The following is a 23,783-nucleotide window of genomic DNA, read 5'->3' on the forward strand; positions in this document are numbered from 1 at the left end:
AATGGGGACGATTTTAGACAAAATTGTAGACCAAAAGAAAAAGGAAGTTGCGGCATTATATGAAACGTATACACCATTAAAAGAAAGTAGAAAGATACATTCACTTGTAGAAGCATTACAGCAGTTTATTGTTATTGCAGAAGTAAAGCGAGCATCACCATCAAAAGGAGATATCAATTTACACGTTGATGTACGAAAACAAGTAAAAACATATGAAGAATGCGGCGCAGGAGCAGTTTCTGTTTTAACAGACGGTCAATTTTTTAAAGGTTCATTTCATGATTTGCAAACGGCAAGAATGGAAAGCAACATTCCGCTTTTATGTAAAGATTTTATAATTGATAAGATTCAAATTGATAGGGCGTATGAAACTGGCGCAGATATTATTTTACTAATCGTAGCGGCGTTAACGAAAGAGAAGTTACAAGAGCTGTATAGCTACGTACTAGAAAAAGGACTTGAAGCAATTGTTGAAGTGCATGATGAACAGGAATTAGAAATTGCGATCCAATTAAATCCGCACGTTATCGGTATTAACAACCGTAATTTAAAAACATTCGAAGTCGATTTAAGCCAAACAGAAAAGCTTGGAAAACGATTAAACGAGGAGAAATTACTTTGGATTAGTGAAAGCGGGATTCATTCAAAAGAAGATATTATTCGTGTCAAACGAGCTGGAGCGAAAGGTGTATTAGTTGGAGAAGCACTTATGACATCATCTTCTATTCGTACCTTTTTTGAAGATTGTAAGGTGAACATATGAAAGTGAAAATTTGCGGCATCACTGATATTGAAACGGCAAAACGTGCTTGTGAATACGGAGCTGATGCACTCGGATTTGTTTTTGCAGAAAGTAAGCGGAAAATCACTCCAAGGCTAGCGAAAGAAATCATTCAGGAGATTCCAGCAAACGTATTAAAAATCGGTGTTTTCGTAAATGAATCAGTAGAAGAGATACAGAAAATTGCAGATGAATGTGGGTTAACGCATGTGCAACTACATGGGGATGAAGACAATCATCAAATCAAAAGATTGAATATTCCGTCTATAAAGGCGCTCGGAGTAGCTTCAGAAGGTGATATGAAAGACGCTCAAGCATATGAAACAGATTATATATTGTTTGATAGTCCAAAAGAAAAGTTTCATGGAGGAAATGGAAAGACATTTTCATGGGAATTACTTGAGCATATGCCAAAAGAAGTGCAAAAGAAAACGATATTAGCAGGTGGATTAAACGCTTTTAATATAGAAGAAGCGATTCGAACTATTCAGCCGTACATGGTCGATGTAAGTAGCGGAGTAGAGACAGAAGGAAAGAAAGATGTAGAGAAAATAAAACAATTTATTATAAAAGCGAAGGAGTGTTCCAAATGAATTACGCATATCCAGATGAAAAAGGTCACTACGGTATATACGGAGGACGATACGTTCCAGAAACGTTAATGCAATCTGTATTAGAACTAGAAGAAGCATATAAAGAAGCGATGCAAGATGAAGAGTTTCAAAAGGAATTAAATCATTATTTAAAAACGTATATCGGAAGAGAAACACCGCTTTATTTCGCTGAAAATATGACGAAGTATTGCGGCGGTGCAAAAATTTATTTAAAACGTGAAGATTTGAATCATACAGGAGCTCATAAAATTAACAATACAATTGGTCAGGCACTTCTTGCAGTACGAATGGGCAAGAAAAAAGTTGTCGCTGAAACAGGGGCTGGACAACACGGTGTTGCAACCGCTACTGTATGTGCTCTTCTCGGATTAGAATGCGTCATCTTTATGGGAGAAGAAGATGTGAGACGGCAAAAATTAAACGTGTTTCGAATGGAATTACTAGGAGCGAAAGTAGAAAGTGTAGCGGCAGGTAGTGGCACACTAAAAGATGCGGTAAACGAGGCGCTTCGCTACTGGGTTTCACACGTGCACGATACACACTACATTATGGGATCCGTTCTCGGACCGCATCCATTCCCGCAAATTGTCCGTGATTTCCAAAGTGTAATTGGGAAAGAAACGAAAAAACAATATGAAGCGTTAGAAGGGAAGTTACCAGAAGCAGTCGTCGCTTGTATTGGTGGTGGTAGTAATGCGATGGGCATGTTTTATCCATTCGTACACGATGAAGAAGTCGCTCTTTACGGTGTAGAAGCAGCTGGAAAAGGCGTTCATACAGAAAAGCACGCAGCGACTTTAACGAAAGGTAGCGTTGGTGTTTTACACGGATCGATGATGTACCTTCTGCAAAATGAAGAAGGACAAATTCAAGAAGCTCATTCTATTTCAGCAGGACTCGATTACCCGGGTGTGGGGCCAGAACATAGCTTGCTAAAAGATATCGGCCGTGTTTCTTACCACTCAATTACGGATGAAGAAGCGTTAGAAGCTTTTCAATTATTAACGAAAAAAGAAGGGATTATTCCGGCATTAGAAAGTTCACATGCTGTCGCATATGCATTAAAATTAGCGCCAAAAATGAAGAAAGAAGAAGGACTTGTCATTTGTTTATCTGGCCGTGGTGATAAAGATGTAGAGAGTATAAAACGTTATATGGAAGAGGTGTAAAAAATGGGAGTAGAAAAAATTAAAGCAGCGTTTGAAAATGGTAAAAAAGCATTTATTCCGTACGTAATGGGCGGAGATGGTGGCCTTGAAAAATTAAAAGAAAGAATTCGTTTTTTAGACGAAGCAGGAGCAAGCATCGTTGAAATCGGTATTCCGTTTTCAGATCCAGTCGCAGACGGTCCAACGATTCAAAGAGCAGGGAAACGAGCGCTAGATAGCGGTGTAACATTAAAAGGCATTTTTCAAGCATTAATAGAGGTAAGGAAAGAGGTACAAATTCCGTTTGTACTCATGACATATTTAAATCCAGTACTCGCATTCGGAAAAGAACGATTCATCGAAAACTGTATAGAAGCAGGGGTAGATGGTATGATCGTTCCGGATTTACCGTATGAAGAGCAAAATATTATTGCCCCGTTACTTCGAGAGGCAAACATTGCGCTAATTCCACTCGTTACAGTAACGAGCCCAATTGAGCGAATCGAAAAAATTACGAGTGAATCAGAAGGATTCGTCTACGCCGTTACAGTGGCGGGCGTAACAGGAGTACGTCAAAACTTTAAAGGTGAGATTCATAGTTACTTAGAAAAAGTAAAATCACATACGCAATTACCGGTAGTGGCAGGGTTCGGTATTTCAACAAAGGAACATGTAGAAGAAATGATTACAATATGTGATGGAGTAGTCGTTGGAAGTAAAGTCATTGAGCTGCTAGAAAATGAAAAGCGAGAAGAAATATGTGAATTAATACAGGCAACAGAACAAAAAGAAGAGGCATAAGTCTCTTCTTTTTGTTTTGTGTAATAAATGTTAAAATATACAAAAAATACATATAACTTAGAGGGTGAGAAGGCATGCTAAGACGGAAACTACTATATCTTCTTTTAACTGTACCACTATACGCTTGGCTTATTAGCATGACGACAATAGAGGTGATGGCTCTATTTTTAGGGTATGTATTCATCTTTTCCAACTTAAACAGAATTCAAGAGCAATCTATTTTAGAAGTATGTATATTTTCGGTTAGCATAGAACTATTTAGTATCGTTTCGATTGTATTATTGAACGAATTATTTCGCTGGATCCATTCATTTGAATTAATGAAATTTGGAAATGTTGTATTGCAAGTAATATGTGCGTATATTGTGTTTGTTGTGTTAGACAAAATAGTCGGACAGCAGAGCGTTTTTCAGGATAAAAGAAAATGGGATTGATTCAAAAAGGAGCTAAATGGCTCCTTTTTTGAACCTGTTGTAAAAACAATTGAAAATTATGGTATCTGTTATATAATAGTTAAAATTGTATTTTTAATGAAAAGAGATGATAACATGGCCATATTGTTGGCACTTATCCCAATTATGATGATTTTCATTTGTTTATTTTTATTTAAACAAACGTCATTAAGGTCCTCGTTAATTGCTTACGTTGTGTCTGTTGGAATCGTTTTACTCTCGCCAACGTTTCAGCTAGGGATAGGTGAAACTGTGCACGCAACGATTAAAGGTTGGTTAATTTGTTTTATTGTCGGGTACGTGTTGTTTTTCGGTATTTTTTTATTTCACCTCATGAACAAAATGGGGTACATCGATCAAGTAGCGCGTTTTTTAGAAGAAGTGACGCACGATCGTTTATTACAAATGCTTCTTATGTGTTTTGGTCTTTGTCCGCTAATTGAATCAGTGAGTGGATTTGGAATTGGCTTTATGGTCGCAGCACCTATTTTTCTTTCATTAGGCTATAAACCGTTTCAAGCTGTACTACTCTCATTTATCGGCTTACTAGCTAGTTCATGGGGCGCAATGGCAACTGGTACGATTATCGGTTCGCAGCTTATAAATATGCCGCTTACAACACTTGGCACGAATACGGCACTACTAAGCATTCCGATGTTTGCTTATTTCGTCATTCTTTCTTTACACGTTGTTGGTGGTTGGCAGGCTGTTATTGAAAAGTGGAAAGAAGGATTCGGTTTCTTTCTATTATTTTCTCTCGGAATCTATCTTTCTAACGCATACGTGAGTGTTGAACTAGCAGGTATATTAAGTTCCATCGTTACAATTACATTTGGCTTTCTTATCATTAAATTAAAAGGGAAAAGTGAGCAAAATCTAATGACAGAACATGCTGCGGCAACGGAGAGAGAAGTATCTATTATAAAAATTATTAGCCCTTATATATTCTTAACTGTTTGTATTTTACTTTCTCGCCTCGTACCAGCATTGCATGATGTATTTAAATCATATGCCGTCCTTGATCTAAAATCATACTCTTACAAATTAGAAATGCTGTATTCACCAGGATTTTGGCTCGGTATGACATGCTTATTTACGATTGTTTTCTTCCAGATACCATCTCATATTATTAAACAATCACTCTCACAAACGATAAAACAATGGATTCCATTTGCGATTACGACGACAATGTTTATCGCCATTTCAGAACTAATGGGTGCATCTGGCATGCATTCATTACTTGCAAAAACAGCTGGTGAAACATTCGGTATATTTTTCGTTTTCGTTGCTCCGTTTATCGGTGGAATTGGTGGCTTTTTAACAGGTAGTAACGCAGGATCAAATGCGATGTTTATAAAACTACAAATGCAAACGGCGCAAAACGTAGCACTCCCATGGCAATACGTCACAACACTGCAAAACACCGCATCATCAGTAGCGACAATCGCTTGCCCGTCACGTATTACGCTAGGTGCGTATTTATGTAACATCCCGTATCGTGAAAATGAATTATTAAAGAAGACGACGTTAATGATCTTTGGTGCGGTTTTGCTTGTGGTGGTAGAGGTTATCTTTTGGTATATGTTGAGAAATTAAAAATCCTCCTAACATAGGAGGATTTTCTTTTTGGATGGATAATGCCTTAAGTATGAAAAGCTTCTACTAAATGAATAGGAGATGAAATGTATGCCCCTAAAAAACTACGGCGTGTTAAAAGGTACAGTTATACAATCAAAGATTGGAAAAGGGAAAACACCTCATTATCAAGTTCATTTACAAGATGAAGCAGGAGTAGATTATCGTATTGCAATTAACGTGAAATCGCAAAGTTATCCGTCAGAAGTTTTATATTTTGCGAGCGACAATATTCGGTCAGAGGCGATTCATATTTTACCGACATTACCATTCGGTTTTACAGAAATAAAAAACAATGAACCGAAAGTTGCTTTAGACTACGTAAGAGGTAATGTATTTGATTCAAAACAAATGGTTCCTTTACCTGCTGAAAAAGCAGGAGTAGATAATGATTTAAATGAAAAAATAGAACGTTATATAAAACGAGCAATAGAAGAAAAAGCAATTATTTACGCGTTTGGTGAAAGATGGGGACCAGAAGAAAATACACCCGATTCTTACTTTCATTTCCAACCAGGAAACGGGATACACGATATTCATATGAATCAAGGGAATGTAGAAAAATGGAAAGGTGATAATGGTATATGGCAAGACGGAGGAATACTCATTCATTTTGAGAAGAAAGAAGAATGGGTTGGTATCTTTCTTGCTTTCCAATCACAGTCATGGTGTACGGATGAAGAGGGGCATGCTCGTGTTCCGGTTGAGCATTGTGATTATAAGGGAAATAATTAATAAGAAGAGGGCGTTCAAAACGAACGCCCTCCTCTTATTTTATAAAATCCAAAACTAACAAGTGTAGAAATACAAGAGAAAAGCAGTGCCACACTAGAAAATGCAATGAGATACATATTATATTTCATCACTTTTCCAATTAGTTGGTTGCTATCATACTGAAACAGTCCCGCTATGATGTTGAATAAAAATAACACGATAAACATGACGATGACACCGTCTATTGATCCTTTAATATCTGGTTTACTTAAAGCGATATGTGCAGAAATACAAATGGCGATAAATAAAAATAGCCAAAAGGAAGGATTCAATAAATTACTTATTGTAAATAAGCTTTTCAATAATACGAACGTCGACAAGAGCATGTTTTGAACCATCTCTACATTAATAGAAGTAGAAGCGATTGTTTTTTCGAGAGTTGTATTAAATAAGAAATATGAATTTGGTACGAAATAGCGCATTAAAAGGATTAACGCAGTAATACCGGAAATAATAGGACCGATCCCAATGAAGAAGTTCCCAATTCGTTGATATACACTTTTTTGGTTGTATTGATGTTGTACGTAGCCTAAAGCACCTTGACTTGTATCTGTTGGAAAAAACTGCGTTGCTACAATTTTGTGACGAAATAGTACACACATAATTGCATGTCCAAGTTCATGAATCGGAACACCAATCCACGCAGTTAAAAGGAATCCTTTTCTTCCGAAAGCTCTCGACCAATACATTCGTGTGAGAGATTCTAAATAGCCTAATAGAAATCCAATTACAATGATAACGCCAATTAAAGAAAATAATTGGATTACGCTTGTAAGGAGTATTTGAAAAATTGAGTTTACAAATTCCATTGTTTTTCATCCAATCTGTTAAAAATATTATTTATTCTGTTTCATAATAGCATTATTTTTCAAGATTGCTAGCATATATATTTTCTTTTGAAAGAAGGACTTCAGAATCTTTTTCTTGTAGTCATGTTTTATGTACAAAGTCATATATTGAATTTGTAACACCCTATACGGTATATGCTTAAGGAGGGATGAGAGAATGAAATGTCCAGCGTGTCATACGGAAAATGCAACAGAGGCAAAGTTTTGCGGGAATTGTGGACATTCGTTGACGGAGGAAGTAGTGGTAAGTAGCGGCCGAGAAGAAGGGCCGGAACAAGCGCGCGCGGCACAAGCAAAGGAAACTCGACCAAATGAAACAGTAGAGCAAGCGAAGCGGTTTGCAAGTGGCTATTTTCAGTTCTTTAAACAAGCATTACAAGCACCGACAGCCATTATGAAAAGTGGAAATGTTGAAGTACGAAATGGAATTGCAAGTCTTGTTCTTATTTGTTTTTTAGGAGCATGTATTTTTTATAGAATAATGAGCACTGGGGCAGCGCTTACGAGAACGTTGGTGCCAGATGTTTCTACTCCTACATTCTTTTTGGACACTGTAACGGTCTTTTTATTTTTATTAATTTTAACTTTATTTGTCGGATTTATTATTTTTGTAAGTGGGAAGATGATGAAATCATCTTTTTCGTTTCTTGAAGTATTTGGTATATGGGGAACGATAGCGACGCCAGCTATTGGGATATTAGTGCTTTCTTTTCTTTTTAGCTTTTTATTAATCTTTTTCTTACCAATTTTATTAGGGCTGGCTACAACGTATATGGCAATTAGTATAATTGTAGCTATAGTAAAACTAGATAACGGTGGATTAGATCTTGTCTACACACTTTTTATCGCAAATGTTTTAATTGGAATTGCAACATTCATTGTACTGTGGTCTTACATTAGCACGATAATTCAAACCTTTACACAGGGATTAACTGGCTTCTAACGAAAAGGTGGTTGAATGGATGAATGTATGTACAAAGTGTGGGACTCAGTTTGAAGACGGTGTGCAATTTTGTCAAAACTGCGGTAAGAAAAGGGGACACCCTGTAATAAAGAAGAAAATGAGCAGTGGTACAAAAGTTGGCATTACACTTTTAGCACTACTTGTTATAGCGATTGTCGGTTTGTATGTATATGGATCATCGTATTATACGCAGGCTGCGCAAGTAGATCGGATGATTACTATTGTACAAGAGCGGGACGGGGAGAAGTTAGCTGAAATCGTCACGGTAGATGATCCATCAGTTATTGTAACGAGAGAGAGTTTAATGCCACTATTTTCGTATATAAAAGAAAATCCATCTTACGTGAATGAATTGAAAGACTATTTGAGGCAAGGTGAAAAACGAGGGGACGGAATCGAAAGAGCAGATTTTTCGTTAACGAAAGACGGTAAGTATTTCTTTTTATTTGATCGGTATAAATTGAAAGCGAAGGCGTATTATACGACGTTGCTTTCAAATGAAAAAGGTGCATCTTTAAAAATGAACGGAAAAGAAATTGATAAAACAGATGACAAAAAGTTTGAGAAGCAATATGGGCCGTTTCTTCCAGGGACTCAAGTGTTTCAATCAGAATATAAAAATGACTATGTGAAACTATCACGTGAGGAAAAGGTTGTACTTATGAAACAAAGTCAAAATAACGTAACGATAGATTTAACGTTGCAAGGTCAATATATTACAGTGCAAACGAACACGCCTGGTGCAACATTGTACGTGAATCAAAAACCAGTTACAGCGCTAGCGGGAGAAGAAATTACGTGGGGGCCGGTAGCAACTGATGGAAGTGCTACGATTTATTTAGAACGAAATGGAGAAAATGGAAGGGAAGCGACGAAGGTAGAAACGGTAACGGCATTTCCTTCGTATAATCTTCCATTCCAGAAGAAAAGTACAGAAAAAACAGTTGTTTACAATGTTACTCCGCCGTCTACGACTCGGTATGTATATAATGGCTTCATTTTCCCTGACAGTGATGCTCGAAAATTAACGAGTTCAGATCTAACGTATTTATCGAAAGAGCAATTGAAAATAGCGAGAAACGAAATATACGCAAGACATGGACATATGTTTCAAACGAAAGATATGCAAGCGTATTTTTCAAAACAGTCTTGGTATAGAGAAAATCCATATTTTACAGGAAAGCTAACGGATATTGAATCTTATAATGTTGAACTAATCAAATCAAGAGAATAGAACACGTGAAAAAAGGTACAGTGCATAACTGTACCTTTTTTATGGCTTTTTATCTGGACCAGGATCCCTTGAGAAAAAGATATGAAAGAGGAATGTGACTTTACTCGCTCCTCCTGATGTACTTGCTTGCACATCAGTTAAAGAACTAGACGTTAAAGCAGCTTCGGAACGAGGAGGGACGATTATTTTGAGAGCATCATCTGATTCTGAGGATATAGTAACTGTTATTGTATCCTCAGAAAAATTTAAAATTTTAACAGTACCAACTGGAAAGATGGATTTGCGAGCGTGTGATGCAGAAGCAAAGCGGGTAGCTTTCCAAATAGTTTGTGAGAAAGTGTCATTGTCAGATAACCAAGCGCGAGCACTGTATAAAGTTACACTCACAGTAAATTCTTGTTCTAGCGGGAGGGCGGGTCTCGGTTCTAGCGGTTCCTCGGGAAGCTGGACGAGAAGGCCGGCACACATATATATTTCACCTACTTCCGATAGTTACTGTTATAGCATATTAAACATGTTGTTTATAAGACACGACGGTTACCTATTCAGGTATAGGTTTGTGCACCAAATTTGAAGATGAAATCCTCTTTCTTTACAATAGTAGTAGGTGTTATTTCTATAAAATATGGAAACCGTAAAGAGTATGTAAAAAAGAAGGAGTGGTAAAGTGAACTATGTCATTGTTGGCGGAGATGCAGCTGGTATGAGTGCAGCTATGCAAATTGTTAGAAACGATGAAACTGCAAATGTTGTAACGTTAGAAAAAGGTGAAATTTATTCGTACGCGCAGTGTGGATTACCGTATGTCATTAGTGGTGCTATCGCTTCAACGGAAAAATTAGTCGCGCGCAATGTAAAGACGTTTCGTGATAAATATGGAATTGATGCGAAAGTACGACATGAAGTAACGAAAGTAGATACGGAAAAGAAAATCGTGTACGCAGAGCATACGAAGACGAAAGATGTTTTTGAATTTCCGTATGATCGATTATTAATTGCAACTGGAGTGCGTCCTGTTATGCCAGAATGGGAAGGTCGAGATTTGCAAGGCGTTCATCTTTTAAAAACAATTCCGGATGCTGAGCGTATATTAAAAACGCTAGAAACGAATAAAGTTGAGGATGTAACCATTATTGGCGGCGGTGCGATAGGACTGGAGATGGCAGAAACATTCGTCGAACTTGGTAAGAAAGTAAGAATGATTGAGAGAAATGATCATATCGGTACGATTTACGATGCAGATATGGCTGAATATATACATAAAGAAGCAGGTAAACATCATATTGAAATTTTAACGAATGAAAATGTAAAAGCATTTAAAGGAAATGAAAGAGTCGAACAAATTGAAACGGACAAAGGAACGTATAAAGCAGATCTTGTTTTAGTGTCGGTTGGAGTAAAGCCAAATACTGATTTTCTTGAAGGAACAAATATACGTACAAATCATAAAGGGGCAATTGAAGTAAATGCATATATGCAAACGAATGTGCAGGACGTATATGCAGCTGGTGATTGTGCGACGCATTATCACGTTATAAAAGAAATTCATGACCATATTCCAATTGGAACGACTGCCAATAAACAAGGACGGATTGCTGGACTGAATATGCTGGATAAACGAAGAGCCTTTAAAGGTACGTTAGGTACAGGTATTATTAAATTTATGGATTTGACACTCGCAAGAACAGGCTTAAATGAAAAAGAAGCGAAAGGGCTAAACATCCCGTATAAGACGGTTAATATAGATTCAACAAATATGGCCGGTTATTATCCAAGTGCTAAGCCACTTCACTTGAAATTATTATATCGCTCTGACACGAAACAATTATTAGGTGGACAAGTAATTGGAGAAGAAGGTGTGGATAAACGGATTGATGTGATCGCAATGGCACTTTTCAATAAAATGAGCATTCACGATTTAGAAGATGTCGACTTAAGTTACGCACCACCATATAACAGCGTTTGGGATCCAATTCAGCAAGCGGCAAGGCGAGCAGAATAGCACTTTTTAAGTGCTATTTTTTTTGCAAAGGTAGGTAAACTTTTTTAGCGAATAATAAAGAGGGAGAAACAGTTACATATAGGGAAGGGGATCATTAAAAATGTTTGTAACACTTCAAACAGTTCAAGAATCAGAAAAAGAAATATTACGTAATTTGTACGCACTATATCTTCATGACCTTTCTACATTCACTCCTAATATAACGATTGGGGAAAATGGTTTTTTTGAATACGAAGATTTGCATATGTTTTGGGGAAATGATGGAATTACTCCGTATTTTATTAAAGGTGATAATGATATTGTAGGATTTTTATTACTATTGGAACGCCCGTTTTTGAAGAAGGAAAATGACTTTGGTATAAATGACATTTTCATATTGAATCAGTACAAAGGGAAAGGAATTGGTAAAAGAGTTATTGAGAATGTACTAAAAGAGAAACGAGGACAGTATTTCGTTATCGAACTTGTGAAAAATGTACCAGCAGTTTCTTTTTGGAAGAAAGTATATAGGGAGCTAAACATAGAATTTGATGAGAAAAAACAGTTAATCGATGATGAAGAATGTCTCGTTCAAACGTTTAAAATATAATGAAATCGATGCTCCTAGTATATTACTTTGAAATTTAACTTTATCCCGCGTTAACGGACAGTAAAACTCCCACCTCAAAATTCAGTTGGGGCAAAGAAGTTAGGTGGGAGATCAACTGTCCGTAAACGTCCGATTGGTTCAACTAATAATCAGTGGGGGATGAACAAAACCCCCACTGATTAAAGTTTCACTTTATTTCGAATATACCGTTCACCCTTGAAAACATAGTACGTATCGCTTATATTTTCATATAGTATTTAATTTTTAAACAAAGCAATGAACGAACCAGGGGGCACAGTATGGCAATTAACATGAAAACAATCGAAGAATGGATTGCTGAATCAAACGCAAGACAAGAAGAAGACTTTGGACATGTTGTGGAAGAGATGAAAGAAGTTTGTGTTGGACTTGATAATGCGACATTAATTTATACGAAAAACGTATTTTGTTTCGGTAAGAAAGTAGAAGTATTGTTCTTCTTCCAAGACCATGTCGTGATCGGACAAGAAAAAGATGAGTATGTTGAAATTGAAAAATTAAAGTATGATGCGATTACAAATAGCAGTTTAAAAACAAATGACAAAAATACAACGTTAGAATTACAGTTTGCTAACGGACAATCTATCAATTTAGATAGTTTAAATGATAACTACGGTACAAAAAATTGGTTATTTGCAAGACAAATTAAGAGTATCTTTAAATTAATCTAGTAAAAAAAAGCAGACCTCAAAGGGTCTGCTTTTTTACTTAATTCCTATTACACAAAGGCAACCTCTTTCTTCATAACATTTCACGCTTGTAAATCCTGTCTTATAAAGTAGATTTACTATTTCTTCAGTCGTTTTAAATTTCTTCATATGATATTGAATTTTAAAAGTTTCAGCAACTAATAAAAAAGAACCGTTTGGTTTTAATGTGCGAAATATTTCTTTTATATCTTGTTCGACATGCGGCCAAAAGTAGTGCGTTTGAAAGGCGGTAATGAGATCGAAAAAGTTCGTATTGTGAGGAATAGAGGAGACGCTAGCTTGCTGAATGATTACTTTCCCTGTTTTTACATCTTTCATATTAGCTTTCTTCGAGTTTTCAACGGCTTGTTCTGAATAGTCAATTCCGCATATTTTCCCAAACGGAATTCGTCTTGAAAGAGTATGTATTGTTTTACCACCGCCACAACCGGTATCTAAAGTAATCTCATCTTCACGTATATGTATTTTTTGTAAAGCCCAATTTGTTAGTCTCGTATGTGCAGCATTCATAATACAAAGCATAGAAGAACCAATTGTCCCGCGAGGATTTTTTGCTTGCTGAATTAATCGTTGTAACATGCTCAAGTTAAACTCTCCTTTTATGTAAGAATATATACTCATTTCGCTTTTTATAAATTAAGTCCTTTAAAAAAGCACGCCGTTCACCGGCGTGCTTCTAAATACGCAAATCTCCTTTTAACCAATTCCGCGCTCGATACGCCCCAACAGGAATTTGAATTAGTGACGTTTCATTTCGAGTATCTATCCCGTACAATTGATCACATGCATTTGTATCAAAACTTAATAATGGATGCCCGCCCATCCCCATAGCAGTTGCAGCAAAAACGAGTTTATGAACGAGTATACCAGCTTCCATTTGGTGAATACGGTATCCTCTATAGCCTAATGCATTTGTATAGTAATCTTTCTTTCCGACTACATGTAGGCAAAGCGGTACTTGAAAAAGATTCACGTTATCCATCGTCATACTAGATTGAAGGGGATAACGAAGGTCTCCATATCGAAGTGGTTGTATGGAATGCGTTTTACTGTTATAAGAATAAGCGCCATTCTCTATATCTTTTACGTTATAAAAACATCCATATAAAGAGACACGCGCATTTTTATTTACATACTGACCATCAAGGTCGTTGTAATAAGGAAAGGCGAGGCTCGCTTCTTGTAGTAAAGTAGCGAGCTCGGCTGTATCCCATTTCGTTAAAGTAAAGTCAGCATCAGGAGAATATCGTTTTTTACAAAGTTGTAAGAAATCATACGATAACCGTTCTACTTTCGGTAGCTGTACAGCATGCGCATGATGTTGATAGTGCTCTTCATGATGTAGCGTTTGGAAGTGTGCTGTCGATTCGATCATAGAAGATTCATTTATTTTGGTTATCATAGGATGTTTATCTACTTGCTTTGATCGAATGAAATGCTCATGTGCTAACGGCGGAATTTGCTGCAATAACTCATGAGAAGTCACTGTTTTATTTTCACGGTGATCATTGTGAAACCAATTCGTTTGCGGTTCTGTACTGAAAGGAACAACAGCATACACGCTTTCTTCTCCTTCTGACAGTCCGAGTAAATGATTGATTGCACGGTCTAGAAACTGAAAATATACGCCATTTGTGTAACCGAATTGTTTGGCACATGCAAGTAATTGACCGATGAGAACACCACTATCTAATCCTTGAAGACGATACGAAAAGTTATTGTATTTAAAGAAGTTTTTCCAAAACATAGTAGATACGAATACAGCACCAAAACAAGACTGTATGTTACAACGATTGCCGAGTGTTTCCGAAAGATAAGAATCGAAATTCCCTTCACGAAGTAAAACAAGCTGGTGATGCGCGGTGTCGTAATGGTAAATGCCGTCTGGATAATCGTCAATCTTTAAATATATATACAATTCATTTGGATATAAAGCGCCTCCTGAAGGGATAGATCTTCGGAATAAAATTTTCTCACTATTTAGCTGACATAATTGTGTTAAACCAAATGAGTACCAAAGGTAATGACCAATCTCCTTCAAAGTAGGTGTAGTAGATGAGTTAGGTAAAGGTAATGGGATTTCTAAAGTGAGAGGGATGATAGGTACATTTCGATATAATTTATAAGGAAGCGGTGCATCTTCCCAGTCCACTTCATGATTCGGCATAATTTCATCAATCGAAAAATGGAGATGATGTAAAAAAGTATCCAGCTGCATAGAATCCCCTCCTTTACTATGGAAACGGATGCGGATGTGGATTTAATTGTTCATTCGTTAAAGGTTCGTTTGTATATCCAAGTGTCATCGGCACAGTATATACTCTATCTAGTCCTGTAACCCGAGTGAGATGGTGGCCAAACGTCATCGGTAGCATGCCTGGAATAATAACTTTTACGCAATGTAATCCGTTTTTTTCTATAGGAGGTACTGTTTGATCTACAACGATTACGTCAAGTCCAGATTGCTGCAGGCGGTTTAAAAGTTGATGAAGATCGGATGTCAAGTCTAGATCAACTGATTGTAATGTATTCATTTCTTGGAACGATTGCACTGGGGCATCGTCACGTAAAAGAAAGTGAAGACGTTCTTCCGCTTCTTTCAATCCGTACAGCATACTATGGTCTTCCATTTTATTAACGAGATAAGGATCGTGTAAGCAGTTTTCGTAATGCTCTCTTTTTTGTTCGAGTTCATCATCTGTTATTAGTAACATGCCTGCTATTTCATGAATGGCACTTTTTAAAGCGCGGACAGGGTCTAAATGAGAGCCTCCCGCACAAACAACGTTCATTCCATTTTCACGCGTATTTTTCGCAACTACCCATAGGCTTGGAATACCGTGTTCCATCGTTGCGTTAAAAGCATGTAACTCATACCCAGTAATCGTGTACAGCCGCTGAATCATTAATTGTAATTCCGTATCATTTGCTGAACTAAGATCAAGGCGGGGGAGAGGTAATTCCGCATACCAAGTGAGCAAAAAGGCGTCGCGCTCTGCAATTTCTAAAATGCCGTGAAAAATTGCTTCTTCTAAACTACCACCAATTGCACATCCATTTGATGTTTCATACACGAAAGCATCTCGATGACCGAGGCTATAATAAGCGATTGATTCAGGAATTAAAATCGGCCGGTTTTGTAATAAAGAATAGCCCCATACCCAGTTTTGTTCATAGTCAGGATCAAACGGTTTAAACGGAAAACTATTACGATTATAATGTTCAGTTGTATGTACACCGAGCGAGAGGGGATTAAGCGCATAATCCTCTAACTCACGAAAACTGCCGTGTACATTTGTCTTTTTTCCTCGAGGTGACATACCACAATATCGTTCTAAACCTTCTAAAATAGCAGTCGCTTCACTCATTGCAAATGAAAGAGTTCGGCCTGCAACCCCTTCATTTCCAAACATTAATGGCATGTTTATAATCACATCAGCAAAAGGTAATAAAGAATGCTGCATTTTTCCGTTCAACATACCGACGCGATAATCTAAATAATCTCTCGTTAAAAATGTGTTTAGTTCATGAATGGAACGACAGCGATATGTTGCATCACTTGTTTTTAAGCTCGGTTGTAACGAAATCACAGCTGCATCTGCTGTGTCATCAGGCAAATTGCTACATACAGGGCAGAGGGGATCTGCAAGAAAGGAATGACGTGTACATTGCAGTGTTTGTAAGTTTAGTAAAATGAGTTCATTTTCTAAAGAAGAATGGTGATGAGCTAATATTTTCTCTGTTCCTGCGCAAATAAGATGGCACATTTGTAACATACCATTTTGGGTGGCACGTACATCACGTCTTGTTACATGATCTGCCTTTAACTCATATTTCCGTTGTAGTTCCCACATTTCTTGTTGATCAAAGCCAGCGATAAATCGGCGCCCATCAGAGCAGTTGGAACAGCCAGTTACAAGAGGATGAATGTAAGGACCGATAATACCCTCACCAAATGAAGTAAACCCGCGTAACCACGGAATCTGATTCGACCGAAACATTAGCTCGGCATCATGATGAATAGAAGAAGGAGAGCCATCATGTAATACGAGAGCGAGATGAATATTTTCAGGGAGTTCTTCTGTAAGACTATGTTGACGAATGATAGAATATTGTTTGCATAATTGATCGTGTACATAGTTTGCCAGAAGGCCATCTCCTATAAGTAATATATTTTGAGTCATAGACTGTCCTCCTTTGCAATTAATACCCCGTACACACCATCTAAGTTCTCTTTCAAAAATGGTTCAATAGCTAAATCAAACACGAATGGATAAAAATTATGTTCTTCTAAATGTTGCAAGGCAAGCTGTACAGATTGCGTGCTTGGAATTTCTTCTTCCGCCTGTATTTCTAATCTAAAAGAATCCGTGTCATATAAAATAATAGAGGATTCCGGCAAGATATTAGCTCTGTATGGAGTCTCTTCATTTTGAATATGAAGAAGGGATAGTTGTAGTGCATTTCGTAACGCTAACGTTGTATTAATATTAGATGCGCCGTACCATCGATCATTTATACCGACCCAAACGACTGGAAAACTGAGAATCTCTTCACTTACTGCTATTTGAGGTGTTTCATGAATTGTAGCGAGAGCATCGTAATAAAATCTACAATGTTTATCATGAATTTCGGTTAAGTCGACCGTCGTAATTTCTTCTAGCATATGTGACTGACGCTCATACAATTTATTATTTAAATGTTGTTGTAGTGCCCGGTATACACCTTCTGTCATCGTTTCCCCAGCGCCAATACCAATATCGTTGTGTTCAGGAATAAGGCGGTGCATAATTTCCGCTACATATGTTTCAATTCCTGCTAAACCAGCTTCTCGGCGCGCTTCATTATGAGTTAAACCACCACAAGTCATAAGAGGCAGGAGGGAAGCAGGACCATCTGATAGTGGAGTAGCTACTTGAATATGGCATTGTGATAACGGTAATTGATAGGAATCTTGTTCATCCCATACATGGAATAAACCAGCTTCTTTAGAAGTTAATGAGTCAAAAAAGCGGAATAAATCAGTTGAGGTATGTTGGTTGGACCGATGCTCAAGTTGTTCAGAAAGATTTTCTATCGTATCAATTGTAAAACTTTCATCAGTTGCGAGAGGATGTTTTATAAAAGGATGCCATGCTCCTTCGAGTGTTTCGTAATTTAATAAAAAGAATTGTGGTTCTTTTTCTCGGTAAGAATCATCAGCGACATGCTTAAGTAATTCAAATACGATTATATTTGCTAACATTGCAGATGGAAGTGGTGAAAATGATGCTGATGAATGTTCATTTTGTAAAGTCGTTTCATGTAGCCGGTGCCATGCGGATTCCCAGCATTCTTCATGATTAGCTGTTACAATAGGACCAGCTATACCAAGTGTTGATAAACAGACGGCTGGTATGAAGCTCTTTCCTATTTCTCTACAAATCGTGTGAACTGCTCTTAAACCTTCAATATCTCCATTTTGAGAAACGTACAAAACCCAGTCGAAAGGCTCGAACACTTCATGCAGGGGACGATCAATTGTCGTATCAATTTCTTGAACAAGTACAGTATCATCAACTTCATATGCAAGTTCTACTAGCTCATGGATGCGGTCGTAATTTGTTTCCTCATAATCTGTAACAAGGTAATGAAAGGTAGGTAATCCTGATTCTAATAAAGAAGAAACTAGGGAAGTAAGCATATCTCCAGAACCAATTATAAGGACGTTTGCCGCGCGATACGTTTCGAATTTTAGAGCGCCTGAATGAGAATCAGCTTCTAAAAATTCAATTTGTGAAGCGTATCTATCAAGTAATGCACTATTTAATTCATGAGGTGCATCTTGACTTACATCCCGAACGAAGCCATTTTCATATAAAATCTCTCCGATTTCAAATACACGATTTTGATAGGGGAGAGGGAGACCGTCGGTTATTTCTGCTAAAGAGTAGTTACCGTTAAACATTGGCATTAATTTTTCAATCCAATTGTAAATTCCATCACCGTCCATACGAAATGAACTGGCGTTATTTCGAAAATAGACACCCCCGTTTGAGTCGGGAAGGAAGAAAGTATCCTTATTTGCTTTAAGTTTTGCATGAATTGGAAGGTTATTCATTTTAATCCTCCTTACGTTTTAGGCATACATTATTAGCTTATGTTATGAAATTTGTCCCGTATGAATGCAATAAAAAAAGGATGTAGAATGATTCATTCTACATCCTGTAATAGATTAATAATCTATCAACCTTCTAATAATAATGATTTTGGATCTTCAAGCATATCTTTAACAGCAACAAGGAAGCTAACTGCTTCTTTACCATCAACAATACGGTGATCGTAAGATAAAGCGATGTACATCATTGGACGGTTTTCCATACGTTCTGCATCAATTGCAACTGGACGTACTTGGATTTTGTGCATTCCTAAAATACCAACTTGTGGGCTGTTTAGGATCGGTGTTGACATTAGAGAACCGAACACACCACCGTTTGTAATTGTGAATGTACCACCTTGTAGTTCTTTTAATGAAAGTTTGTTGTCACGTGCTTTCATACCTAAATTACGAATTTCACTTTCGATTTCAGCGAAGTTTAATTGGTTAGCATCGCGTACAACTGGAACAACTAATCCATCTGGAGCTGCTACTGCAATACCGATATCATAGAATTTTTTAATGATAAGCTCGTCGCCTTGAATTTCAGCATTTAATAATGGGAATTGTTTTAATGCTGCAACAACTGCTTTTGTGAAGAATGACATGAAGCCAAGACGTACATCATGTTTTTTCTCGAAAGCATCTTTACGCTCTTTACGTAATTCCATGATTGCAGTCATATCAACTTCGTTAAATGTTGTTAACATTGCAGATGTTTGTTGAACTTCTACAAGGCGTTTTGCAATTGTTTGACGGCGGCGGGACATTTTTACGCGCTCAACTGGTTTTTCGAATTCCGTTTTTGCAACTGGAGCAGGAGCTGGACTTTTTGGAGCAGCTGGTGCTTCTTTTGGTGCTGTAGCATGAGCTTGTACATCGTGTGGTCTCACACGTCCAAGTGGATCTGTGCTACGTACGTCGTTTAAGTCGATTCCTAATTCACGAGCCATTTTTCTAGCAGCTGGTGATGCGATAGGACGGTTTGTATTTGGTAAACCTTGTAGAGTTGCAGCTTGCTCAGTAGTTGGAGCCGCAGCTTTCGGTGCTTCAGTTGTTTCTTGTTTTGGCTGCTCAGCCACTGGTGCAGGTGTACTTACTGCAACTGGTGCTCCGTTTGCATCTAAAATTGCGATAGTTGCGCCAACTTCAACTGTATCCCCAGGTTCGCCTAGTAACTTCGATACAATACCTGAATCTTCTGCAATGATTTCTACATTGACTTTATCAGTTTCAAGCTCAACAACGCTGCCACCTTTCTCAACTTTGTCGCCTACGTTGATAAGCCATTGTGAGATAGTTCCTTCAGTAATAGATTCTGCAAGCTCAGGTACTTTAATTTCGATCATTTTAAATGTCCTCCCCTTATTTGCCTAACGGTGTGTTTTTTCTTCTTTTGTCTTCGGTAATCTCCATTTGTTAGCTTGTTCCCCGGGCAGAATATCTGTCCGGGGAACAAGCTAGAAACCTTCATTGTTACTTTCAGTTGCTGAAAACTTCAATCTCTTGTTTATCTTGACGGAAGTTATACTTCACATCTAAAGCGTGAGCAACAATTAGTTCTTGCTCAGCTTTGTGAGCGAATGGATCGCCGCCAGATGGGCTAGAGCGATCTGGGCGTCCAATATAACCTGTTTTCACTTTATCTCCAGCAAGTTCGAACAGAATTGGAGCCATGTAATGCCATGCGCCCATATTACGAGGTTCTTCTTGAACCCAAATAATTTCTTCTAAGTTTTTAAAGCGTTTCATAATAGATTGAACTTTCTCAGCAGGGAATGGGTACAGCTGTTCAACACGAACGACATGAACTTCATCTAAGTTATACTCATGTTTACCAGACTCAATTTCTGCTGCTAAGTCAATCGCCATTTTACCTGTGCTTAAAACAAGACGTTTTACTTTAGTTGGTTTTGTACCAAGGTTTTCTTGTTCTAGAGCAGGCTGGAAACGTCCTTCGCTTAACTGACTAGCAGTTGACAGCGTAAGTGGGTGACGTAATAAACTCTTCGGCGTCATCAATACTAATGGTCGAACAGCTTCTGTTCCTAAGATAGATGCTTGACGACGTAAAATATGGAAGTATTGTGCCGCGCTCGTTAAGTTTGCAACTGTCCAGTTATTCTCAGCAGCTAACTGTAAGAAACGCTCTGGACGTGCACTAGAGTGCTCTGGTCCTTGACCTTCATAACCGTGTGGTAATAGAAGAACTAAACCAGACTTTTGACCCCATTTTGCTCTTCCAGCTGAAACATATTGATCAAATAATGCTTGCGCAGTATTTGAGAAGTCACCATATTGCGCTTCCCACATAACAAGAGTTTCTGGAGCGAATACGTTATAACCATACTCGTAACCAACAACGGCAGCTTCTGATAACGGACTGTTATGAACAGAGAATGATGCATTAATGTTTGGTAAACGATGTAATGGTGAATATGTTTCATTTGTATCAGTATCGTGTAATACGATATGACGATGCGCGAATGTACCACGCTGTGAATCTTGACCAGTTAAACGAATTGGCGTACCTTCTTGTAAAATAGAAGCGAATGCTAATGACTCAGCAAGTGCCCATTCAATTTTACCGTTCTCTTCAAGAGCATCTTTACGGCGCTCAAGAATTTTCTTCACTTTCGGATATACGTTAAAGCCTTCTGGCCAAGATAGTAGACCTTCATTAATTGCACGAAGTGAGTCAATCTCAACACCAGTATCAATTGGCTGAATACCTTTTGCAACAACATCTGGCACTTTAACATGAATTGTTGCATCGCTCGTATCAGCTGGTGGTACTTGTGCATAGTCAGATTTTAATTGCTCTTGTATAAACTGAGTAATTGTTTCAACCTCATCTGCATTTAGAACGCCAGCAGTTTGTAATTGATCTGCATAAATTGCTCGTACAGTTGGGTGATTTTTAATCTTTTTGTACACTTGTGGTTGTGTAACTGCTGGGTCATCCATTTCGTTATGACCGTAGCGGCGGTAACCAATTAAATCGATTAAGAAATCTTTTTTGAACAATGTACGATATTGAATCGCAAGGTTAGCAGCAGCAAGACAAGCTTCTGGATCATCAGCGTTCACGTGAACAATCGGAATATCGAAACCTTTTGCAAGGTCACTTGAATATTTCGTAGAACGAGAATCATAGCTATCAGTTGTAAAACCAACTGCATTGTTTGCGATAACATGAATTGTTCCGCCTGTTTGGTACGCATTCAATCTGCTTAAGTTCAACGTTTCAGATACAATACCTTGACCAGGGAATGCAGCATCACCATGAACTAAAATTACGAATGATTTTGAAGTATCTTGTTCTGGAAGACCAGATTTTTTACGATTCTCTTGAGCCGCACGTGCGAAACCTTCTACAACAGGATTAACGAACTCAAGGTGACTTGGGTTATTTGCTAATGTAACGCGAGTGCTAACTTCTTCGTTACTAACGACTTGTTCTCTACCTAAATGGTATTTCACGTCGCCAGTCCAGCCAGAGTTTGCCACTGCGCCTTCTATTTTTGCATGTTTGAACTCAGCAAACATGTGACTATATGGTTTTTCTAATACGTGTGCAAGTACGCTTAGACGACCGCGGTGAGCCATACCAATCATGACATCTTCTACGCCGTCCTTTGCACCTTCTAGAACAATTTCATCTAGAACAGGTACAAGCATATCAACGCCCTCGATAGAGAAACGTTTTTGCCCAACGAATGTTTTATGCAAGAATTGCTCGAAACCCTCAACAGCTGTTAAACGTTTTAAAAGAGCAGTTCGTTTTTTATTTGATAGTGGTTGACGCAATGAATTTGATTCCACCATTTGATGCAACCATGCGCGTTCTTCACTATCTTGTATATGAGAAAATTCATAAGCTAAAGATTTTGTATAAACGTCTTTTAATCTATGAATTACATCAAGTGCAGTGTGAATACCCTCTGGTGCCTCTTGCCATACTGTCTTTGCTGGAATCGCTTTCAAGTCAGCATCGCTCAGTTCGTTCATTGCTTTCTCAAGAAGAGATTGTCCATTTGCAGCATCTTCCATCGGATTGATGTGAGCCAACGTATGCCCGAAAGAACGAATCTGTTCAACAAGCTGAACGACTTTAAGAATTTTTTCAATGTTCCCTGTGTTTTGAGGAGAAAAATGTGTTGCTGTGTTGTCCCCTGTTACGACATCATCTTGAAACGAAGGAGCTCCAAAAATTTCAAAAAGCTCTTGTAATTCCGGATCAACAGAACCTGTTCCAGTTACGTAAAGATCATACTGTTCAATAACATAACCAAGGTTCGGACCATGGAACTTGGCCCAAGGGTTTGTCGTTGTATTCTTCCTCGTCATTTGTTTAAACCTCCCAATGCATATAATCCTTTTCCTAACAAAAGGTGCATTTTGCTCTTTTTCAATAAGTGATGAACTAATAATTAATGTAAATGTTTTCTTTACTCTTATGTTATTACAATAATTTACATAATACCAAACACTATTACTTATCTGTTTTGTAAAAAAACATTCACAATAACTTATCACCCAAGTTAATCTTTCATGTTATAAAGTAATTTTACAGAAAAATGGGGTGGATATATTTGGTATACCTATACAGATAACTAAAATTGTTGCATGTAAATATAAGTATAATAGTTAGAATGTTTTGATAAAAATAAGTTCGAATTATGTATATTGAAATAATAAGCGCTTTCATTGATATTATACAACAATATAACGGAATATAGTATAAAAAATAAAAAATTATGAATTTATCGTAAACTTTATTTAGATAGTGTTAAATATTGAAAGGAAAGTGAAGGATTTCTACAAAAAAAGTTGCTAAACATAAAAAATGCTTCATAAACAGTTAGTTTCTATAAATATGACGAAAAACACCGTAAAACCAATAACACATTTCGTGGAATAAAGAGATAAATGAAATATTTTAAAAGGATAAAACAAATAGGGAGATATTAAATTTTAAAAAAAGAGAGGAGGAAATATAGTAACGATTACATACAGTGTTCCATGTTTTATTACAAAATAGACGTGCAGAAAT

20 protein-coding genes are annotated in these 23,783 nt (G+C 37.4%); 12 read left to right on the forward strand and 8 right to left on the reverse strand.

Going from position 1 to position 23,783, the window contains the following annotated elements:
* The first annotated feature begins 1 nt into the window (after position 1).
* The 7 genes from trpC to KZZ19_RS06270 all read left to right on the forward strand — a co-directional run bounded on the left by trpC (position 2) and on the right by KZZ19_RS06270 (position 6,166).
* The gene (gene trpC / locus KZZ19_RS06240) at positions 2-763 is read left to right on the forward strand and encodes an indole-3-glycerol phosphate synthase TrpC (RefSeq protein WP_237979874.1); all 762 of its coding nucleotides are present in this window, start codon (positions 2-4) and stop codon (positions 761-763) included.
* Complete coding sequence (locus tag KZZ19_RS06245) at positions 760-1,374, forward strand: phosphoribosylanthranilate isomerase (RefSeq protein WP_088095585.1); 615 nt, start codon at positions 760-762, stop codon at positions 1,372-1,374. The genes trpC and KZZ19_RS06245 overlap by 4 nt, the downstream gene beginning before the upstream one ends.
* A complete protein-coding gene (gene trpB / locus KZZ19_RS06250; protein WP_088095586.1) occupies positions 1,371-2,564 on the forward strand; it encodes a tryptophan synthase subunit beta in 1,194 nt (397 codons plus the stop codon). The genes KZZ19_RS06245 and trpB overlap by 4 nt, the downstream gene beginning before the upstream one ends.
* 3 nt (positions 2,565-2,567) lie before the next feature.
* Positions 2,568-3,344, forward strand: a complete 777-nt coding sequence (trpA, locus tag KZZ19_RS06255; protein WP_237979876.1) for a tryptophan synthase subunit alpha — start codon at positions 2,568-2,570, stop codon at positions 3,342-3,344.
* Between the two features lie 74 nt (positions 3,345-3,418).
* Complete coding sequence (locus KZZ19_RS06260) at positions 3,419-3,778, forward strand: DUF4029 domain-containing protein (protein ID WP_237979877.1); 360 nt, start codon at positions 3,419-3,421, stop codon at positions 3,776-3,778.
* Positions 3,779-3,892: 114 nt separating this feature from the next.
* On the forward strand, positions 3,893-5,392 hold the full coding sequence (locus tag KZZ19_RS06265) for an L-lactate permease (RefSeq protein ID WP_237979878.1): 1,500 nt from the start codon (positions 3,893-3,895) through the stop codon (positions 5,390-5,392).
* A gap of 90 nt (positions 5,393-5,482) precedes the next feature.
* Positions 5,483-6,166: a DUF2278 family protein gene (locus tag KZZ19_RS06270; protein ID WP_237979879.1), complete on the forward strand. Its 684-nt coding sequence runs from the start codon at positions 5,483-5,485 to the stop codon at positions 6,164-6,166.
* A 14-nt stretch (positions 6,167-6,180) separates the two neighbouring features.
* Here the strand turns inward: KZZ19_RS06270 and KZZ19_RS06275 are convergent, their stop codons facing one another.
* A complete protein-coding gene (locus KZZ19_RS06275) occupies positions 6,181-7,014 on the reverse strand; it encodes a hypothetical protein (RefSeq protein ID WP_237979880.1) in 834 nt (277 codons plus the stop codon).
* A 196-nt stretch (positions 7,015-7,210) separates the two neighbouring features.
* On the opposite strand from KZZ19_RS06275, the gene KZZ19_RS06280 reads away from it, so the two are divergent.
* Positions 7,211-7,996, forward strand: coding sequence for a zinc ribbon domain-containing protein (locus tag KZZ19_RS06280; protein ID WP_237979881.1), 786 nt, complete (start codon positions 7,211-7,213; stop codon positions 7,994-7,996).
* Positions 7,997-8,015: 19 nt separating this feature from the next.
* Complete coding sequence (locus KZZ19_RS06285) at positions 8,016-9,251, forward strand: zinc ribbon domain-containing protein (RefSeq protein WP_237979882.1); 1,236 nt, start codon at positions 8,016-8,018, stop codon at positions 9,249-9,251.
* Positions 9,252-9,290: 39 nt separating this feature from the next.
* Here KZZ19_RS06285 and KZZ19_RS06290 read toward each other — a convergent pair whose 3' ends face one another.
* A complete protein-coding gene (locus KZZ19_RS06290; protein WP_088095593.1) occupies positions 9,291-9,719 on the reverse strand; it encodes a hypothetical protein in 429 nt (142 codons plus the stop codon).
* Positions 9,720-9,918: 199 nt separating this feature from the next.
* On the opposite strand from KZZ19_RS06290, the gene KZZ19_RS06295 reads away from it, so the two are divergent.
* The 3 genes from KZZ19_RS06295 to KZZ19_RS06305 all read left to right on the forward strand — a co-directional run bounded on the left by KZZ19_RS06295 (position 9,919) and on the right by KZZ19_RS06305 (position 12,552).
* A complete protein-coding gene (locus tag KZZ19_RS06295) occupies positions 9,919-11,253 on the forward strand; it encodes an FAD-dependent oxidoreductase (RefSeq protein ID WP_237979883.1) in 1,335 nt (444 codons plus the stop codon).
* Positions 11,254-11,353: 100 nt separating this feature from the next.
* The gene (locus KZZ19_RS06300) at positions 11,354-11,842 is read left to right on the forward strand and encodes a GNAT family N-acetyltransferase (RefSeq protein ID WP_088095596.1); all 489 of its coding nucleotides are present in this window, start codon (positions 11,354-11,356) and stop codon (positions 11,840-11,842) included.
* Positions 11,843-12,141: 299 nt separating this feature from the next.
* On the forward strand, positions 12,142-12,552 hold the full coding sequence (locus tag KZZ19_RS06305) for a DUF3908 family protein (RefSeq protein ID WP_237979884.1): 411 nt from the start codon (positions 12,142-12,144) through the stop codon (positions 12,550-12,552).
* Between the two features lie 33 nt (positions 12,553-12,585).
* On the opposite strand, the gene KZZ19_RS06310 is transcribed toward KZZ19_RS06305, so the two are convergent.
* The 6 genes from KZZ19_RS06310 to odhA form a co-directional block, all read right to left on the reverse strand.
* Complete coding sequence (locus tag KZZ19_RS06310; protein ID WP_237979885.1) at positions 12,586-13,176, reverse strand: class I SAM-dependent methyltransferase; 591 nt, start codon at positions 13,174-13,176, stop codon at positions 12,586-12,588.
* A 91-nt stretch (positions 13,177-13,267) separates the two neighbouring features.
* Positions 13,268-14,809, reverse strand: a complete 1,542-nt coding sequence (locus KZZ19_RS06315; RefSeq protein WP_237979887.1) for a SagB family peptide dehydrogenase — start codon at positions 14,807-14,809, stop codon at positions 13,268-13,270.
* 16 nt (positions 14,810-14,825) lie between these two features.
* Complete coding sequence (locus KZZ19_RS06320; protein ID WP_237979889.1) at positions 14,826-16,775, reverse strand: TOMM precursor leader peptide-binding protein; 1,950 nt, start codon at positions 16,773-16,775, stop codon at positions 14,826-14,828.
* Positions 16,772-18,691 carry a putative thiazole-containing bacteriocin maturation protein gene (locus KZZ19_RS06325; RefSeq protein WP_237979890.1) on the reverse strand — a complete coding sequence of 640 codons (1,920 nt, stop codon included), beginning with the start codon at positions 18,689-18,691 and terminating at the stop codon, positions 16,772-16,774. The genes KZZ19_RS06320 and KZZ19_RS06325 overlap by 4 nt, the downstream gene beginning before the upstream one ends.
* Before the next feature lie 125 nt (positions 18,692-18,816).
* Entirely contained in the window at positions 18,817-20,076 is a 1,260-nt protein-coding gene (odhB, locus tag KZZ19_RS06330; RefSeq protein WP_088095603.1) for a 2-oxoglutarate dehydrogenase complex dihydrolipoyllysine-residue succinyltransferase, read from the reverse strand.
* Between the two features lie 133 nt (positions 20,077-20,209).
* Positions 20,210-23,077 carry a 2-oxoglutarate dehydrogenase E1 component gene (odhA, locus tag KZZ19_RS06335; RefSeq protein ID WP_237979891.1) on the reverse strand — a complete coding sequence of 956 codons (2,868 nt, stop codon included), beginning with the start codon at positions 23,075-23,077 and terminating at the stop codon, positions 20,210-20,212.
* Positions 23,078-23,783 lie beyond the last annotated feature (706 nt).

The sequence above is a fragment of the Bacillus thuringiensis genome (genome assembly GCF_022095615.2).
Classification (GTDB): Bacteria; Bacillota; Bacilli; order Bacillales; family Bacillaceae_G; genus Bacillus_A; species Bacillus_A cereus_AG.

Bases quoted from the DNA above. Each gene is read 5' to 3' on its own strand.
- KZZ19_RS06300 (WP_088095596.1), top strand. From the start codon at position 11,354: ATGTTTGTAACACTTCAAACAGTTCAAGAATCAGAAAAAGAAATATTA.
- KZZ19_RS06275 (WP_237979880.1), bottom strand. From the start codon at position 7,014: ATGGAATTTGTAAACTCAATTTTTCAAATACTCCTTACAAGCGTAATC.
- KZZ19_RS06305 (WP_237979884.1), top strand. From the start codon at position 12,142: ATGGCAATTAACATGAAAACAATCGAAGAATGGATTGCTGAATCAAAC.
- KZZ19_RS06265 (WP_237979878.1), top strand. From the start codon at position 3,893: ATGGCCATATTGTTGGCACTTATCCCAATTATGATGATTTTCATTTGT.
- KZZ19_RS06325 (WP_237979890.1), bottom strand. From the start codon at position 18,691: ATGAATAACCTTCCAATTCATGCAAAACTTAAAGCAAATAAGGATACT.
- KZZ19_RS06285 (WP_237979882.1), top strand. From the start codon at position 8,016: ATGAATGTATGTACAAAGTGTGGGACTCAGTTTGAAGACGGTGTGCAA.
- trpB (WP_088095586.1), top strand. From the start codon at position 1,371: ATGAATTACGCATATCCAGATGAAAAAGGTCACTACGGTATATACGGA.
- odhB (WP_088095603.1), bottom strand. From the start codon at position 20,076: ATGATCGAAATTAAAGTACCTGAGCTTGCAGAATCTATTACTGAAGGA.
- KZZ19_RS06270 (WP_237979879.1), top strand. From the start codon at position 5,483: ATGCCCCTAAAAAACTACGGCGTGTTAAAAGGTACAGTTATACAATCA.
- KZZ19_RS06315 (WP_237979887.1), bottom strand. From the start codon at position 14,809: ATGCAGCTGGATACTTTTTTACATCATCTCCATTTTTCGATTGATGAA.
- odhA (WP_237979891.1), bottom strand. From the start codon at position 23,077: ATGACGAGGAAGAATACAACGACAAACCCTTGGGCCAAGTTCCATGGT.
- KZZ19_RS06245 (WP_088095585.1), top strand. From the start codon at position 760: ATGAAAGTGAAAATTTGCGGCATCACTGATATTGAAACGGCAAAACGT.
- KZZ19_RS06290 (WP_088095593.1), bottom strand. From the start codon at position 9,719: ATGTGTGCCGGCCTTCTCGTCCAGCTTCCCGAGGAACCGCTAGAACCG.
- trpC (WP_237979874.1), top strand. From the start codon at position 2: ATGGGGACGATTTTAGACAAAATTGTAGACCAAAAGAAAAAGGAAGTT.
- trpA (WP_237979876.1), top strand. From the start codon at position 2,568: ATGGGAGTAGAAAAAATTAAAGCAGCGTTTGAAAATGGTAAAAAAGCA.
- KZZ19_RS06320 (WP_237979889.1), bottom strand. From the start codon at position 16,775: ATGACTCAAAATATATTACTTATAGGAGATGGCCTTCTGGCAAACTAT.
- KZZ19_RS06260 (WP_237979877.1), top strand. From the start codon at position 3,419: ATGCTAAGACGGAAACTACTATATCTTCTTTTAACTGTACCACTATAC.
- KZZ19_RS06280 (WP_237979881.1), top strand. From the start codon at position 7,211: ATGAAATGTCCAGCGTGTCATACGGAAAATGCAACAGAGGCAAAGTTT.